The sequence below is a fragment of the Paenibacillus sp. Root52 genome, assembly GCF_001426865.1.
Taxonomy (GTDB): Bacteria; Bacillota; Bacilli; order Paenibacillales; family Paenibacillaceae; genus Paenibacillus.
The window spans coordinates 262,047-278,484 of record NZ_LMFO01000001.1; the positions used below are offsets into that span (position 1 = coordinate 262,047).

At 45.1% G+C, this 16,438-nt stretch carries 11 protein-coding genes; 9 read left to right on the top strand and 2 right to left on the bottom strand.

Features of this window, described 5'->3' with window-relative positions; genetic code table 11:
* Nucleotides 1-7: 7 nt before the first annotated feature.
* The 4 genes from ASD24_RS01205 (at nt 8) to ASD24_RS01220 (ending at nt 5,834) form a co-directional block, all read left to right on the top strand.
* Nucleotides 8-1,489 carry a sugar ABC transporter ATP-binding protein gene (locus tag ASD24_RS01205; protein ID WP_056690267.1) on the top strand — a complete coding sequence of 494 codons (1,482 nt, stop codon included), beginning with the start codon at nt 8-10 and terminating at the stop codon, nt 1,487-1,489.
* Nucleotide 1,490: 1 nt separating this feature from the next.
* Nucleotides 1,491-2,459: a ribose ABC transporter permease RbsC gene (rbsC, locus tag ASD24_RS01210; RefSeq protein WP_056690270.1), complete on the top strand. Its 969-nt coding sequence runs from the start codon at nt 1,491-1,493 to the stop codon at nt 2,457-2,459.
* Nucleotides 2,460-2,473: 14 nt separating this feature from the next.
* Nucleotides 2,474-3,406 (top strand): ribose ABC transporter substrate-binding protein RbsB, encoded by a 933-nt coding sequence (rbsB, locus tag ASD24_RS01215; protein ID WP_056690273.1) that lies wholly within the window; start codon nt 2,474-2,476, stop codon nt 3,404-3,406.
* Nucleotides 3,407-3,734: 328 nt separating this feature from the next.
* Nucleotides 3,735-5,834: a serine hydrolase domain-containing protein gene (locus tag ASD24_RS01220; protein ID WP_056690276.1), complete on the top strand. Its 2,100-nt coding sequence runs from the start codon at nt 3,735-3,737 to the stop codon at nt 5,832-5,834.
* Between the two features lie 135 nt (nt 5,835-5,969).
* Here the strand turns inward: ASD24_RS01220 and ASD24_RS01225 are convergent, their stop codons facing one another.
* Nucleotides 5,970-6,815, bottom strand: a complete 846-nt coding sequence (locus ASD24_RS01225; protein ID WP_056690279.1) for a helix-turn-helix transcriptional regulator — start codon at nt 6,813-6,815, stop codon at nt 5,970-5,972.
* 142 nt (nt 6,816-6,957) lie between these two features.
* Here ASD24_RS01225 and ASD24_RS01230 point away from each other — a divergent pair, with 142 nt between their 5' ends.
* Together ASD24_RS01230 and ASD24_RS01235 are read left to right on the top strand one after the other, a co-directional pair.
* On the top strand, nt 6,958-8,904 hold the full coding sequence (locus ASD24_RS01230) for a glycoside hydrolase family 127 protein (RefSeq protein WP_056690282.1): 1,947 nt from the start codon (nt 6,958-6,960) through the stop codon (nt 8,902-8,904).
* A gap of 235 nt (nt 8,905-9,139) precedes the next feature.
* Entirely contained in the window at nt 9,140-9,511 is a 372-nt protein-coding gene (locus tag ASD24_RS01235) for a hypothetical protein (RefSeq protein WP_056692453.1), read from the top strand.
* Between the two features lie 93 nt (nt 9,512-9,604).
* Here the strand turns inward: ASD24_RS01235 and ASD24_RS01240 are convergent, their stop codons facing one another.
* Nucleotides 9,605-11,095, bottom strand: coding sequence for a glycoside hydrolase family 43 protein (locus tag ASD24_RS01240; RefSeq protein ID WP_056690285.1), 1,491 nt, complete (start codon nt 11,093-11,095; stop codon nt 9,605-9,607).
* 229 nt (nt 11,096-11,324) lie between these two features.
* On the opposite strand from ASD24_RS01240, the gene ASD24_RS01245 reads away from it, so the two are divergent.
* The 3 genes from ASD24_RS01245 (at nt 11,325) to ASD24_RS01255 (ending at nt 16,328) form a co-directional block, all read left to right on the top strand.
* On the top strand, nt 11,325-12,245 hold the full coding sequence (locus ASD24_RS01245; protein ID WP_056690288.1) for an ArsR/SmtB family transcription factor: 921 nt from the start codon (nt 11,325-11,327) through the stop codon (nt 12,243-12,245).
* Nucleotides 12,246-12,380: 135 nt separating this feature from the next.
* On the top strand, nt 12,381-13,421 hold the full coding sequence (locus tag ASD24_RS01250; protein WP_235540250.1) for an NAD(P)-dependent alcohol dehydrogenase: 1,041 nt from the start codon (nt 12,381-12,383) through the stop codon (nt 13,419-13,421).
* A gap of 324 nt (nt 13,422-13,745) precedes the next feature.
* Complete coding sequence (locus ASD24_RS01255) at nt 13,746-16,328, top strand: X2-like carbohydrate binding domain-containing protein (protein ID WP_056690291.1); 2,583 nt, start codon at nt 13,746-13,748, stop codon at nt 16,326-16,328.
* The last annotated feature ends 110 nt before the right edge of the window (nt 16,329-16,438 follow it).

A 16,438-nucleotide genomic window follows, 5' to 3' on the forward strand; every position in this document is an offset into this window, starting at 1 on the left:
TTGCGTTATGCATATTCAGATGCACAACATTCACAAAGCGTTTGGCACCAATCAGGTGCTAAGCGGAGTGGATTTTGAACTGCAAGAAGGTGAGGTTCACGCCCTAATGGGGGAGAACGGAGCAGGTAAATCTACACTCATGAATATTCTGATTGGTCTTCATCAGCGGGATCAAGGCACGATTACGATAGACGATAAGGAAACGTATTTCGCTACTCCGAAGGAAGCAGAGAAACTAGGCATCACATTTATTCACCAGGAGCTAAACGTCTGGCCTGAAATGACGGTGCTCGATAACCTTTTTATCGGTAAGGAGGTCACTTCCTCGTTCGGGTTGCTAAATACAAGACAAATGAAAGCGCTTGCCAAAGAGCAGTTTAGCAAGTTATCTGTGGACATTCCACTCGAACGTCCGGCGGGCGAATGCTCTGTTGGACAACAACAGATGATCGAAATTGCGAAGGCGCTTATGACAGATGCGAAGGTCATCATTATGGACGAACCAACAGCGGCACTCACAGAGCGGGAGATTCAGAAGTTGTTCGGAGTCATAACGTCACTGAAGAAAAATGGGGTATCCATCGTCTATATCTCTCACCGCATGGAGGAAATATTCACAATCTGCGACCGAATTACGATTATGCGTGATGGTAGAACCGTAGATACCCAATCGATTCCGCAGACCAGTTTTGACGAAGTCGTTCGAAAAATGGTCGGCCGAGAATTAACGGAACGTTACCCATCTCGGAATCCCTCGTATGGTGAGGTTGTTCTGGAGGTCAGAAACGCGAGCAGCAAAGGATTATTTCACGATGTGAGCTTTCATGTTAGAGCAGGTGAAATTCTAGGCTTTTCAGGACTTATGGGCTCTGGGCGAACGGAAATTATGAGAACGATCTTTGGTCTCGACACGATGGATCATGGTGAAGTGATCATACGCGGCAAAAAAGTGAACATTCGTAAACCTGTAGATGCGGTCAGACATGGTATTGGTTTTATTACGGAAGATCGCAAGGACGAGGGTCTCGTGCTCGACTTCTCTATTCGTGAAAACATGGCACTGCCGAACCTGTTCAGCTTCTCCAGCAAAGGCTTCATCTCGACTGCAAAAGAACAGGAATTCGTGGATACACTGATCAAACGATTGCAGATCAAAACACAATCTTCAGAAACTGCCGCTCGCAACCTATCTGGTGGTAATCAGCAAAAAGTGGTTATCGCTAAATGGGTCGGCATCGGTCCAAGTGTACTTATCCTGGATGAACCTACACGAGGCGTCGATGTTGGAGCGAAGCGCGAGATCTATCAGCTCATGAATGAACTGACAGACCGGGGCGTCGCCATTATCATGGTATCGTCAGAGCTACCCGAAGTGCTCGGGATGAGTGATCGAATTGCAGTTGTGCATGAAGGGCACATTAGTGGCGTGCTGTCTAAGGAAGAAGCCACTCAGGAAAATATTATGACATTGGCTACAGGGGGACAGTGATATGACAACAATGGACAACAAAACTGCCAAAAGCGGCTTCCGTTTCTCGAACGTAACACAAAAATTAGGACCGTTACTCGGCTTAATCATTCTCATTCTTATCGTTTCAATCTTAAATCCTAGCTTCTTGGAACCGCTTAATATCTTGAATCTACTGCGTCAAGTTTCGATTAATGCGCTGATTGCTTTTGGGATGACATTTGTTATTCTCACCGGCGGAATTGATCTATCGGTTGGCTCGATCCTCGCTTTATCCAGTGCTTTTGTTGCCAATATGATGTTATCTGGTTTGGATCCGATCTTGTCCATCATTATCGGGGTAGCACTTGGCGGTGTCATGGGGATGGTCAATGGTCTCATGATAACCAAAGGCAAGATGGCACCGTTTATCGCGACATTGGCAACGATGACGATATTCAGAGGATTAACGCTGGTCTACACGAACGGTAATCCAATTACCGGTCTTGGTGACAGCCTGCTGTTCCAATTGTTTGGACGTGGTTACTTGTTGGGAATTCCGGTACCAGCCATCACCATGTTGATTACGTTTATGATTCTATGGATTGTTCTGCATAAAACAGCTTTTGGTCGCAAAACGTATGCGATTGGTGGTAATGAGAAAGCCTCCATTATCTCAGGTATCAAAGTTACACGTGTTAAAGTGATGATTTATTCCTTGGCCGGTATGCTTGCAGCACTGGCAGGGGCAATTTTGACATCACGCTTGAATTCAGCACAACCAACAGCAGGTACATCCTACGAGTTGGATGCGATTGCAGCCGTTGTGCTCGGTGGTACGAGCCTATCTGGAGGTAGAGGGCGCATTGTTGGTACGTTGATTGGTGTTCTGATTATCGGTGTGCTGAATAATGGATTGAACTTGCTCGGAGTTAACTCCTTCTACCAAATGGTCGTGAAGGGCGTTGTCATTGCCATTGCAGTCCTGCTAGACCGCAAGAAAACAGCATAAGGAGAGATGCGACTATGAAAAAAATAACTTTGACACTCATAAGCATGCTAATGATTATTGTTCTGGCAGGTTGCTCCTTGGAGCCTCCGGGTTGGGCAAAGCCTGACGCAGCCGGAAATAAAGGACAAAAGAAAATTGGGTTATCCATTTCCACATTAAATAATCCATTCTTTGTATCCCTGAAGGATGGGGTCGTGGCTGAAGCTCAAAAACAGGGGATCCAAGTGATCGTCGTTGATGCACAAAACGATTCGGCGAAACAAACGAATGATGTGGACGATCTGCTTCAACAAGGCGTAGATGCATTGCTCATTAACCCTGCCGATTCTGCGGCAATCTCTACAGCGGTTCAGTCGGCGAACAGTGTAGGTGTTCCAGTGATTACACTCGACCGTTCCGCAGATAAAGGTGAAGTGGCAGCCTTGGTGGCTTCGGATAATGTCAAAGGTGGACGCATGGCAGCGGAATACTTTGTTGAACAGCTTGGTGAGGGCGCGAAAGTAATTGAGCTTGAGGGTGTACCAGGTGCTTCCGCAACACGAGAGCGGGGCAAAGGTTTCCATGAAGTGGCTGACGAGAAACTCGACGTGGTGGCGAAGCAATCAGCGGACTTTGACCGTTCCAAAGGGTTGAATGTTATGGAGAATCTGCTGCAAGGTAATCCAGATGTACAAGCGGTATTTGCCCATAACGATGAGATGGCACTTGGAGCGATTGAAGCAATTCAAAGTTCAGGTAAAGACATCCCGGTTATTGGATTCGACGGTAATGATGATGCGATCAAATCCATTCAAGACGGTAAGTTGACAGCTACGGTTGCTCAGCAGCCTGTGTTGATTGGTGGTCTGGCGGTGCAAGCAGCGCTGGATGTGCTGGACGGCAAACAGGTAAAGCAATCCATCCCAGCTGAACTGAAGCTGGTAACGAAAGAAAATGTAAATGAATAAACAGTTCTATTCTCTATATTGAAATTGAAATCATAATTAGTATTGAGATGTAGATAGATTCACCCATCGATTAAAAGTCGCATAATTGCGACTTTTTTTCTTTATTTTATTACTTAGTGGTACTTCAAGTTGAACCAACCCAACAGACTCTCCAACAAGCAATATTCTAAAATACCCTTAGTGAACACCATGAAGTCGTTGCAACAGAGCCAATGTGCAGATTTATTCATGTTCAGTTCATATCGCCGTCACGATCAGTACATCTTCTCCCATTACACTTTATTCAGTACCAACACAATGATCCTTAGACACAGAAAAACAGGAGATGATGAGATTGTCACGTAAGAAACGAACTTCGATAACGGCAATTACCTTAGTACTTGCCATGTTGTCTCCCACGTATGCCTTAGCTAGTTCGGACACGGGGAATAGCGCTAATCTTACTTTCAGATCGACGGAGAGAGCCGTCATTGAGAAAGCTAACCTTTTAACCCAGTCATATGGCACAACAAGTGTGCAGTATGCGCTTATGGATGAGGGAAAGATCGTACTCTCTGGACAAGTTGGGGTAAACGACCCCAAGGGAGAGATTCCTCTTACGGCAGATACGATGTATGGTATTGGGTCGACGAGTAAAATGATGCTTACGACTGCTGTAATGAAGCTCGTCGATGAAGGTAAGGTGAATCTGGATACACCTATCGTGAACTATATCCCGGATTTCAAAATGAAGGACAAGCGTTATCAGCAAATTACACCACGTATGTTATTGAATCATTCTTCCGGGCTTCTTGGGACGTCGAGCAATAGTGCCATCTTATTTGGAGACAACGATACGTATGCACATGACACTTTACTGGAACAACTAGCTAACCAAAACCTGAAGGCAGATCCTGGCGCCTATTCCGTGTATAGTAACGATGGTTTTACACTAGCTGAAATTCTGGTGGAGAGGGTTAGCGGTATGAGTTTTACTACTTTCATGCATCGTTACATCACCGAGCCACTGGATATGAATAATACTCGGACGCCTCAAGATCAGGTGGATCTGAGTCAAATGGCAGCAACCTATTCTGCCACGAATGCGAAACAACAACTTCCATTAGAGACCACGAATATGATCGCTTCAGGAGGTATCTACTCGACTGCGGAGGATCTAGTGAAATTTTCGAGAATTTTCACAGGACAAGTCGAAGGTATTCTCTCACGTGAATCTGTAGATGCGATGGAACAAGAAGAATACAAGAAGGGTATATGGCCAGAAGAAAGCGATTCGTCCATTGCCTATGGACTAGGTTGGGACAGTGTTAATCTGTTTCCGTTCAACGATTATGGGATCAAGGCAGTTACCAAAGGCGGTAATACCATAACGTACCATTCATCGTTAATTGTGCTTCCCGAATTCAATATGGCAGCAGCTGTAACGTCCTCGGGGGGCACGAGCACAACAGATCAACTACTTGCAACTGAACTGTTACTGGGCGCGCTGGAAGAGAAAAATATCATTCCAGAGCGAAAGCCCGAGAAATCGTTCTCCACACCTGTAACAGCAGCGATGCCGAAGGAGTTGTTGAGTCATACAGGTATATATGGCGGCGGAGCCAATTTGGTAATGAAGTTGGATGTGAAGGATAACGGACAATTAACAGTGTCCACTCCATCTGCTCCAACCAATTCAGATCAGAGATATACGTACACTGCGGATGGTTCTTTTGTTAATGACGAGGGAACGGAGAAGCTGCAATTCGTTAATGAGGACAATGGAAAAGTTTATCTATGGTCACGCTCATATAAGTCCGTACCTGGTCTTGGTCAGATTGCTTCTTCCGAATACAAGGCTGAAAAGTTAGAGACAAATGAATTACCTAACGATGTGGCAGCTGCTTGGCAGAAGCGAGAAGGCAACACATATTACTTGGTAAATGAGAAGCATACATCAACACTGTATAACATTGCTCTTCCGGTTATCCCCATTCACACCTTTAACGAATGGCCAGGATATATCTATACGAACAAAATCATTGGAGCGAACCAAGCTGTGAATCAACTCCAAATTCCTGGCTTAGCTGGTCGTGACACGATGAATTTTGAATTCTATATCGAAGATGGGGTTGAATATGTTACGGCAGGAGGAAACGTCTATGCCAGTCAAGAGGTTGTGAGACCGATCTATTCGGGAAATCAATCGAAGACAACCATTCAAGCCAATGGATATTCCAGTTGGTTTACGGTTCCAGCCTCAGCTGCTGGTAAAATGATGAAGGTCCAAATGCCTTCAAATGGTGCATTTGCTGTATACAACCAGGCAGGTATAGCTGTGAATCACACGGTGGTTAGCGGTCAGAATGAAATTGTGTTGCCTGACAACGGTAGCATTGTGTTTGCCGGTGAGCCGGGTTCGACGTTTGAAATCTCATTAAAAAAATAGCGCCTGGTTTCAGGTATGTGATCAATCAATCTGAACCTACAGAAAGTCGCGGAAACGCGGCTTTTTTTGCTGCATGGCTGCCCAATCTGGAACTTTGTCACATCCGTATTTCATGATCTCAAGTAAGGGTTGCCGTCATCTCAGATATTGCTTACGGAATTGCAGTGGAGAGATTCCCATCTTACGTTTGAAACACGCGGAGAAGTAAGGGGAGTAGCGAAAACCTACCTCTTCGGCAACACGGTCAATGGACCAATCGGTGGTCACTAGCAAACGTCTAGCACGATCGAGCCGTATCTCCTGCAAATAGTCCGAGGGGGTGCAACCGTATCTGGATTTCATGCATCGTACAATATAATTGGGGTGAAAATGTAAGGCTTCTGCGAGCATTTCATTGGTAACTTTGTTCCGGTAATGAGCCTGAATGTAGGTAGCTGCGCGTTCTGCTAAACGGGTTGCAACCGATTCGGTTTCTCTTGAGCCACTCTCTTCAAGTATGCTCAGTAGGTTGCCTAGCAGTTGCTGCTCTCTCCAAAATGTAGCGTTCGTCGGCAAAGTCAGCAGTTGCTCGACAATGTCGTACACAGCCTGAGGATCTGGGAGGCGTAGGTACTTAGGCAGTTGAAGCATGTAGGGATTTTCGAAAGGGCGTGACGCATTGAGCGCAGGACTAAGTCTTGTGTCATCCGTTGCCAGGGTGCGCTGCCTTGTTTCGTGCTCAAAATGAATCCAGTAAAATAACGTATCTTCTGCGCAGGGTTGAAACGAATAATGTTCGCCATCTGGCAAGAGCAGCAGCATATCCCCACTCAACAAGCGCCACTCTGAACCATCCTCGCCCATGAATAAGCCACCTTCAGCAACGATGAGTAGATCGTAGATGCCAAGCTTGCTTCGATGGGGATGATGATCTCCGGTACTATATGCCGTACGACCTGCGCCGAGAAAATAAGGTAATGGTGGCAATTCAAGCTCGATCATGGTGTTATCGCTCAGATGAAACACGCTCCTTATGTTGTGTTATTTTTTATAGAAAAAGGTTCATTCCTTTCCTATTAAGCTGGTTCTATCAAGCATATAATGGAGAACATAGAGAGTCAATTACTATAGGAGGCATGACGAAGTGAATACAACAAATGTACGCATTGAGGACAACTTCTGGGAAAATTATTCTGCATTAGTACGCGATACGGTCATCCCGTATCAGTGGCAAGCATTAAACGACCGTGTAGAAGGAGCGGAACCCAGTTATTCTATTCGCAATTTCCGCATCGCCGCTGGACTTGAAGAGGGAGAATTCGGAGGATGGGTGTTCCAAGATAGTGATCTATATAAATGGCTGGAAGCGGTTGCTTACACACTTCGCTCTCAGCCTGATCCGAAGCTGGAGAAGATTGCGGATGAAGCAATTGAACTAATCGGCCAAGCCCAACGAGAAGATGGATATGTGAATACGTATTTCACGATTAAGGAACCGGGCAGAGAATGGACGAATCTATATGAAGCCCACGAACTGTATTGTGCAGGACACCTAATCGAAGCTGCTGTAGCCTATGCTGAGGCAACGGGCAAACGTAGATTGCTGGATATTGCATGCCGCTTCGCTGATCTAATTGATCGTTTGTTTGGGCTGGATGCTGGTCAGAAGCAGGGATATTGCGGACATCAGGAAATTGAACTTGCGCTGGTCAAGTTGTATCATGCAACGGGAGAGCAACGGTATTTGAACCTCAGTCGTTATTTCATTGATCAACGTGGCAGTCTTCCAAGTTATTTTGAGGAGGAATGGGAGCGGCGCGGCAGAACAGGTCACTGGTCAGATGGTAAACCTAATCTCGAAATGTACCAATCCCATCTGCCTGTGCGCGAGCAGTCAACCGCAGTTGGACATTCCGTGCGTGCAGTTTATATGTACACAGCAATGGCTGATCTTGCTCGATTGACTCAAGACGCTAGCTTGAAAGCAGCTTGTGAGCGGCTATGGGAGAATACAACACGCAAGCAGATGTACATTACGGGTGGAGTCGGTTCAACCCATCGGGGAGAAGCCTTTACCTTTGACTATGACTTGCCGAATGATACGGTGTATGCAGAGACCTGTGCTTCCATCGGGCTTATATTCTGGGCACGGCGGATGCTTCAGCTTGAAGCAAAAGGTGAGTATGCGGATATTATGGAACGGGCGTTGTATAACAATGTACTTGGCAGCATGTCCCGGGATGGCAAGCACTTTTTCTATGTTAATCCACTTGAAGTATGGCCTGAGGCGAATAAGCGCAATCCGGATAAACAGCATGTTAAGCCCGTTCGTCAGGCATGGTTTGGCTGCTCTTGCTGTCCACCCAACGTAGCACGCTTGCTCAGCTCGCTGAATGATTACATTTACGATGTATCTACAGAAGAGAATGAGATTCACGTCCATTTATACATTGGTAGTCATCTGCAATTCACATCAGCAGACGGGTGTGATGTTTCCCTTCGCCAGAGATCGGAGCTGCCTTGGCAGGGCAAGGTGGAGTTTAATGTATCACTGAATGAGAATCATGCGGGTGGAACTGCTTTTGCACTGTTGCTAAGAATTCCTAACTGGCATCAGAGCGGTCAGCCTGTCCTTCGCATTAACGGCGAGGTGCAGGTATACGATGTGAAGAACGGCTATGCTCAAATCAGTCGAATCTGGAACGATAGTGATGTGGTAGAGTGGTCGATACCTGTGGAGACGAAGTTAATTGCCGCTAACCCACAGATTAGAGCCAACGCAGGCAAAGTAGCTATTCAGCGTGGACCACTTGTCTATTGCGTGGAGGAGGCAGATAACGGTGTATTGTTATCCTCACTTTCGATTGCAAATGGGACTCCATTAACTGAGCGCGAAGCTTCTGATTTACTCGGTGGCTGTATCGTCGTTGAAGGTGATGCAAGAAGGGAGAACACCTCTGGATGGTTGGCCAATGAATTGTACAAGCCACTGGCAGATGAGCCAAAGCAGGTTCGATTTACTGCGATTCCTTATTATTTGTGGGGTAACCGCGAGGCTGGGGAAATGAGTGTCTGGTTACGTAATTCATAGAAGGATGTTATAGGAGTTAGCGATTATGCATAGAACAAATGACCTCATGAATAAATAACACATAGAGATCCTTAGTCTTGGTGACTAAGGGTCTCTGTTTGTTGTTGTTCATATGATAAGATAATTAGATGCATAGAATAACTAGTGGAATCTTATTGGCGGTAATGCATGACTGCCATGTTAGATAATCATGATTAACATACCACTAGACAAGGGAGGTATGTACAGTATGAGTATGGAGAACGTATCTAGTGAAGAGCGGACTGGAGCGATCAGAGCATTTGAATCAACCATTCATAAATCAGAAAATGCATTAATAAATATGACGGAGAAGGGCACAAACACAACCTTAGTACAGAAACGGCTCACAGCGCTACGTATCGGATTAGCTATGCTTGAACATACGTGGCACGGCGAATCACATTCATACACTGATGAGGAAATACGAGAAGCTCAACATGTAATAACTGGTTTATTCCCTTCTCTGGAGACCCAGTACGCTAAAGCCAAAGTGGGCGGTGCCCAAAAAACATTGTTAGAGAGAAGAATAAGAGCCTTTGAGCTAGCTATTCAAATCATGTCAACGAAAAAGGCAGCAGACGTCTAACATCTGCCACCCTCGAATCCTCAAGCGATATGTGTTGTAATCAAGGCTTACTACATTTCTATTTCCCAGTAGATTACTTCATTCCATTCCTACTTAATTATACGTGCATGTAAAGTTAGTGAATTCAGCAACAGATCCTACCTTAGAAGCGTAGAGACCAATAAGTACACCTGTGAACCCGCCAGCCACCTCGGATGATAGATATCTGGTCTGTGCCGTTCCAAGCGAAATATCCTTACCATCATAGTTCAAAATGAAAGTATAACGATCAGGAGTGGATTGAATAGTGAGCGTAGCTTGATTGCTTACCCCCACATACTCTTCCTGTTCAATCGACTTGATATCACCAACATTCAGACGTTTAACAACGCTATATCCGTTATCGAGTTGGCGAAGAGCCAGATCATAATGATGATTTTCATCCATATAGAGCGTAATACCCGCTTCCCCTTCAGTTAATGTGACATCACAAGAGATAATGGCATTGAAATCTCTCTGACGTATGCCGATAAAAGTAGGGGACAATGGAGTGTCCAATGTGACATCTGTACCTCTTAGAATCACCTTGTTCGGAGCTAATTCATACTGCTGCTTAGCAGGGTGACGTAAATAACACCAGTCTAGATTCCAATCGGTATTTTCAAACGTATAGACGTTGCGCTCCTGTTGAACGGTTGCCTCAGAGATTCGATCGGTTTCAAAACTCGTAAGCACGGTGCCTTTATACCCCGCGGTAAACCAACCATCTTCATTAAATGTTACCGGCGTTAGAAACACTTCACGTCCAAGATGATGGTACGTCTGCCATCTTCCGATTTGACGGAAACCAAGATGAAGCATCCACCAATTGCCGTTCTCATCCTCAACAAGGTCTCCATGCCCAGCGCCTTGAAGCTCATAACCACCCAAATTACGATTGGTCAGAACAGGATTATATGGGTAAGCATCAAACGGACCTGATGGAAAATCGCCTCTCGCATAGGTAACCATATGTCCATACTCGGTTCCACCTTCTGAAGCCATGAGATAGTATGTTCCGTTTATTTTATACAGATGGGGACTCTCCAAATAGCGCCCGCCTGTACCATTCCAGATCATAAGCCCAGGAGTTAGTTTACGTCCAGTTTCGATATCAATCTCACATTGGATGATGCCTCCAACGCCGTTATCGTCGGTACCATTACTCATAAATATTGCTTTACCATCCTCAAAGTATAGATCTGGATCGATGCCACCTTGATCAACATAGATCGGATCAGACCATTCACCATAGATATCGTCCGTCCATACGTAGAAATTCTGATGCGTAGTGTCATTCGTTGTGGTCATATAGAATCGGCCATTGTTATGACGGATGGTTGGCGCAAATACGCCACCGGAGCTGTTAACCGTCTCTAATTGAATCTGGCTTGGCCGTGTTAAGCAATGTCCGATCTGTGTCCAATTGATCAAATCTTTACTTTCGAAAAGCGGAACGCCAGGAAAATATTGAAAAGAGCTACATACGAGATAATACGTGTCAGCAACTTTGCAAACGCTAGGATCAGGATAGAAACCTTTGATGACTGGATTAGTATATTTCATTTTTTAGTACACCTCGTTATAAATTCATATTTATAAGAATTCAACTTACAATAGGTAATGCTCACCGGCATAATTTGCAGTGTAAAAAGAATATTTGAGTAATCACCACATCAAAAATTAAACACCATAACAATTATATTTACAATGATTATGGTCTTGATGGAACAATGAAAATCCGTTAAATTAACATAAATAGCATTTCAATAATTGGAGCTGGGAGAAATTCTGAATGATTAGAGCTAATGGAGATTCCAAATACATGCCACTGTATGAAGCACTGGCTAGCGAAGTACGCTGGAGAATAATGACCCTTCTCTCTGAAGGAGAGATGAATGTGAAAGATCTAGCTGATGTGCTGGAGCTTAGTCCTTCCATTGTTACGATGCATGTTCGTAAATTGGAGCAAGCGGAGTTGATCGGCAGTCGTAGAGTACGACTGAACGGAGGCACACACAAAATGTGTTTTCTCAAACAAGATGCAATTGAAATTGAATTGCCTTCGGTGGGTTCATTTGCAAACATCAAAGAGCAAAGCATTTCAGTGGGTCACTATACAGCGTTCGAAGTACATCCGACCTGTGGGCTGGGAACGCATGAGAAAGAAATTGGCGTATGGGATGATCCACGCTATTTCCTTGATCCCGAGCGTGTTCACGCAGCAATTCTGTGGTTTGGTCGGGGGTATGTGGAATATAAAACACCTAATTATCTTCTGCCTGAGGATACACCCAGTGCGATTGAGATCTCAATGGAAATTGCTTCGGAGGCGCCTGGTTTAAGGGATGATTGGCCCTCGGATATCACATTTTCATTTAACGGCGTGCAGCTTGGCACATGGACTAGTCCTGCTGACTTTGGGAGAGCTGCTCGTGGAAAATACACGCCGTCATGGTGGCATAGAAACGTTAACCAATATGGCCTACTGAAGACGATTCGAGTGGATGATCAGGGCACAACAATAGATGGAGAATGGCTGTCGGATGTAGGTATCAATGATATCAAGCTGGAGGAGTTATTCTGGACGCTTCGTTTTTCCGTGGAGGAGCATGCCACAAATGTGGGCGGTTTGACGCTGTATGGAGCGGGCTTCGGTAACCACAATCAAGACATCATCATTCGTACGATACAGCCTAGAGCAGATAAGGGTTGATATACCCTTCTGAAACCACGCTATATATTCAACGTATCCGTTATTCAGGAGAAGCATGGTTAACTCGGTTAGATGAGTTGAGGCATTCTAATCCTAGTGTTGGCTTTGTGTGATCCAAACACATACATCTGTCGAATGGAGAATGATACCATGGGCGAAGATATGAGCCGTATTGGAGTATCCAGCAAGCGAGTACCAGACCTAATGAAAGCATTAGTCTATGACACGTACGGTACACCGGAAGTCTTGCGCTTGGAAGATGTAACCGTTCCGACTCCGAAGGAACATGAAGTGTTAATTGAGGTTCATGCAACGTCGATCAATTCTTGGGACTGGGATCTCCTTTTGGGTCAACCATTCGTTACACGCATCGGCGCAGTCCGCAAACCCCGTTATCCAATTCTTGGTGCAGACGTAGCAGGGACATTCGTCGCGGTTGGCGGTGCAGCGGGACAATTCCAAGTTGGTGATCGAGTGTTTGGCGATCTCTCAGCCTGTAACTGGGGTGGATTTGCGGAGTATGTGTGTGCCAGTGAAACGGCATTGACGCCTATACCTGCCGGAATCACTTATGTACAGGCCGCAGCTATCCCTCAAGCGGCAGTTCTTGCATTACAGGGTTTGCGTAATCGCGGGACTTTGCAACAGGGGCAACGAATTCTCATTAATGGGGCTGGGGGTGGAGTTGGAACATTTGCTCTCCAATATGCCAAGTTACACGGTGCAGAAGTGACCTGTGTTGATTACGGTGAGAAGCTGGAGATGTTACAGGCTTTGGGTTCGGATCACGTCATAGATTACCGGAATGAAGACTATACTGCGCAGGGAATAACGTATGACGTAATTCTTGATGTGATAGGGAATCGTAAGGTGACAGCTCTGAAACGAGCACTGCGTAGCGGCGGTCGGTATGTAATGATTGGAGGCCCGATGGGGCGAATTGTGCTGAATCTATTGTGGGCACCAATCGTTTCGAAGCTTGAAAACAAGAAAATATCAGTGCTTGTGCACAGACCCAATGCCGAAGATCAGAGTGAATGGATCGAGCTGGTTGAATCCGGGCATGTCATACCGATCATCGATCAACAGTATCCATTACGTGAAGCACCTCAGGCATTTCGTGATATGGGAGCAGGTCGTGTGAAAGGAAAAACGATCATTATCATGAAAGAATAGTCTGCTCACACTTCGATGGAAGCGAAGCTTTATTGAGTTTACATACATCCATTGGTCTGCGCATAGCTCGTCATCACAGAAGTGCCGATCTTCTCCTGCGTGATATTTTTTTGGAGGTGTTTCGGTGATAAGTAAAATAATAGATATACTCGTAGTCGCTATGTTAGCGGCTTTTTTGTTTCTCAATGAATGGGAAAGAAAATTTACAATGACCATATATTTACAAAAATTGATGCACATGCTATGTTTACTTTGAAAGCGCCATCATGAATGGGTTCATTGACAAATTTCATTATCATATCTCAAACGGAAGGGAAGATGAAAATGGAAAATTGGCTTAGAAAGGCAACCGCAATGATGCTGGCATTTGCTCTACTACTAGGATTGATGACAGCGCCCGTTCATGCAAACAATGCACTTTTCACCATCGAAGCAGAAGACGCTCAGCTCACTTCGGATCTTCAAGTAGTCACCGAGATTTACGGACAACCCAAGCCTGGATATTCAGGTAGCGGATTCGTCTGGATGCAGAATTCAGGGACGTTAACTTTTACAGTGAATGCTCCCGAAACCGGCATGTACGCGATCTCTACTCGATACATGCAGGAGCTTAGTGCGGATGGCAGAGTTCAATACTTAAACGTGAACGGTGTGACTAAGGGTTCGTATATGCTGCCGTACACGACAACATGGTCGGACTTTGACTTTGGTTTTCATAAACTGAATAAAGGCAGCAACACAATCCAGATCAAGTCTGGATGGGGATTTGCATATTTTGACACCTTTACTGTGGATCATGCGGATCTCGATCCATTGAATGTACAGCCAATTCTTACCGATCCTGAGGCAACACCAGAAACACAAATTTTAATGAATTATTTAACGGAGGTATATGGAAACCAGATTATTTCAGGTCAACAAGAGATTTATGGAGGAGGGAATGATGGAGACACAGAGCTAGAGTTCGAATGGATTTATGATCTTACTGGCAAATATCCAGCGATTCGCGGCTTCGATCTGATGAATTATAATCCGCTCTATGGTTGGGAGGATGGCACAACGGATCGGATGATTGATTGGGTTAATAACCGAGGCGGAATTGCAACAGCTTCATGGCATATCAATGTACCACGTAATTTCAATACGTATCAGCTTGGAGATTTTGTGGATTGGAAGGAAGCCACGTACAAGCCGACAGAAACCAATTTTAATACAGCCAATGCTGTTATTCCAGGGACGAAAGAATATCAATATGTAATGATGACAATCGAAGATCTGGCAGAACAACTGTTGATTCTCCAAGATAACAATGTGCCTGTTATATTCCGTCCTTATCATGAGGCTGAGGGTAACGGTGGTCTGAATGGGGAAGGTGCATGGTTCTGGTGGGCTTCCGCAGGAGCAGAGGTGTACAAAGACCTGTGGGATCTAATTTACACAGAGCTTACGGAGACGTACGATCTTCATAACTTGATTTGGACCTATAACAGCTATGTGTATAGCACATCTCCAGCTTGGTATCCTGGTGATCATCAAGTGGATCTGGTTGGATACGATAAATATAATACGATCTATAACCGGTATGACGGCTTGTCTGGAGTCCCGAATGAGGACGCTATTACTTCGATTTTCTATCAGCTTGTGGATCTGACGAATGGTAGCAAGATGGTTGCCATGACAGAGAACGACACGATTCCAAGTGTGCAAAATCTGAAAGAGGAGAGAGCAGGATGGCTGTACTTCTGCCCTTGGTATGGCGAGCACCTCATGAGCACGGCATTTAATTACCCTGCGACCTTAACTACACTTTATCAGAGTGATTATGTTATCACTTTGGATGAATTGCCGGATCTAAAGGTCACCAATCCTAACCCGAGCGCATCGATCTCTCCGGGAACCGTCGAGTTTGACAAATACACGCCTAATCAAAACGACAAATCCGTAACGGTGACTGCCAATGGGAATACGCTTACTGCTGTCCGTGCAGGCAATACTGTGCTTAACGCAACAACGGATTATACCTTTAATGGAAACACCTTGTTACTAAATAAAGCATACCTTGCCACGCTACCGGTAGGTGAGCACTCCATTGTACTGGATTTTAATCAAGGGCAAGATCCGGTGTTAAAGGTTAAAATTGTGGATTCAACGCCAAGTTCCAATGCTACTATTACACCAGTAAATGCCTCCTTTGATAAAGCAACGAACACAGCACAGGATGTTTCCGTTACCCTTAACTTAAATGGTCGTCAGCTTACAAGCATAACCAATGGAAATGCTACCCTCGAATCGGGTCAACATTATACAGCTTCCGGTTCGACGGTGGTGTTGAAACAATCCTATCTCACAACCCTGCCATTAGGTCAAAATACTTTGACTTTCCACTTTAATAGCGGAAATAGCGCTGTGTTAACCGTTAACGTTGTAGACAGTACGGTTACTGTACCACCTACCGGAGACTTGACCATTCAAGCATTTAACGGCAATACCAGTTCTTCGACCAACGGAATTTCGCCCAAGTTCAAATTAATCAACTCAGGTAATTCGGCAATAGAGTTAAGTGATGTGAAACTTCGGTATTACTATACGATTGATGGCGAAGAGGCGCAGACCTTCTGGTCCGATTGGGCAAGTGTTGGCAGTGCGAATGTAACAAGCAAATTCGTCAAATTGGCAACTCCGGTTGCCGGAGCCGATCATTATCTGGAAGTTGGCTTCGCAAGTGCAGCCGGAACGTTGAACGCAGGTCAGAGTGCAGAGATTCAAGCGCGCTTCTCCAAAAATAACTGGTCGAATTACAATCAGTCTAATGACTACTCGTTCAAGGCATCTGGCACGCAGTTTGCCAACCATGAACAGATTACTGGTTATGTAGGCGATGAGCTTGTATGGGGAATTGAACCGTAATTAGGTAGAACGAAAGGGTGGGGAAGGAGCACGTCCTTCTCTGCTCTTTTTTTGAATTGAAGTGAAGAGGCGAGAGGGAATAGTGGCAGTTCACTCAGCAGTCGGCAATG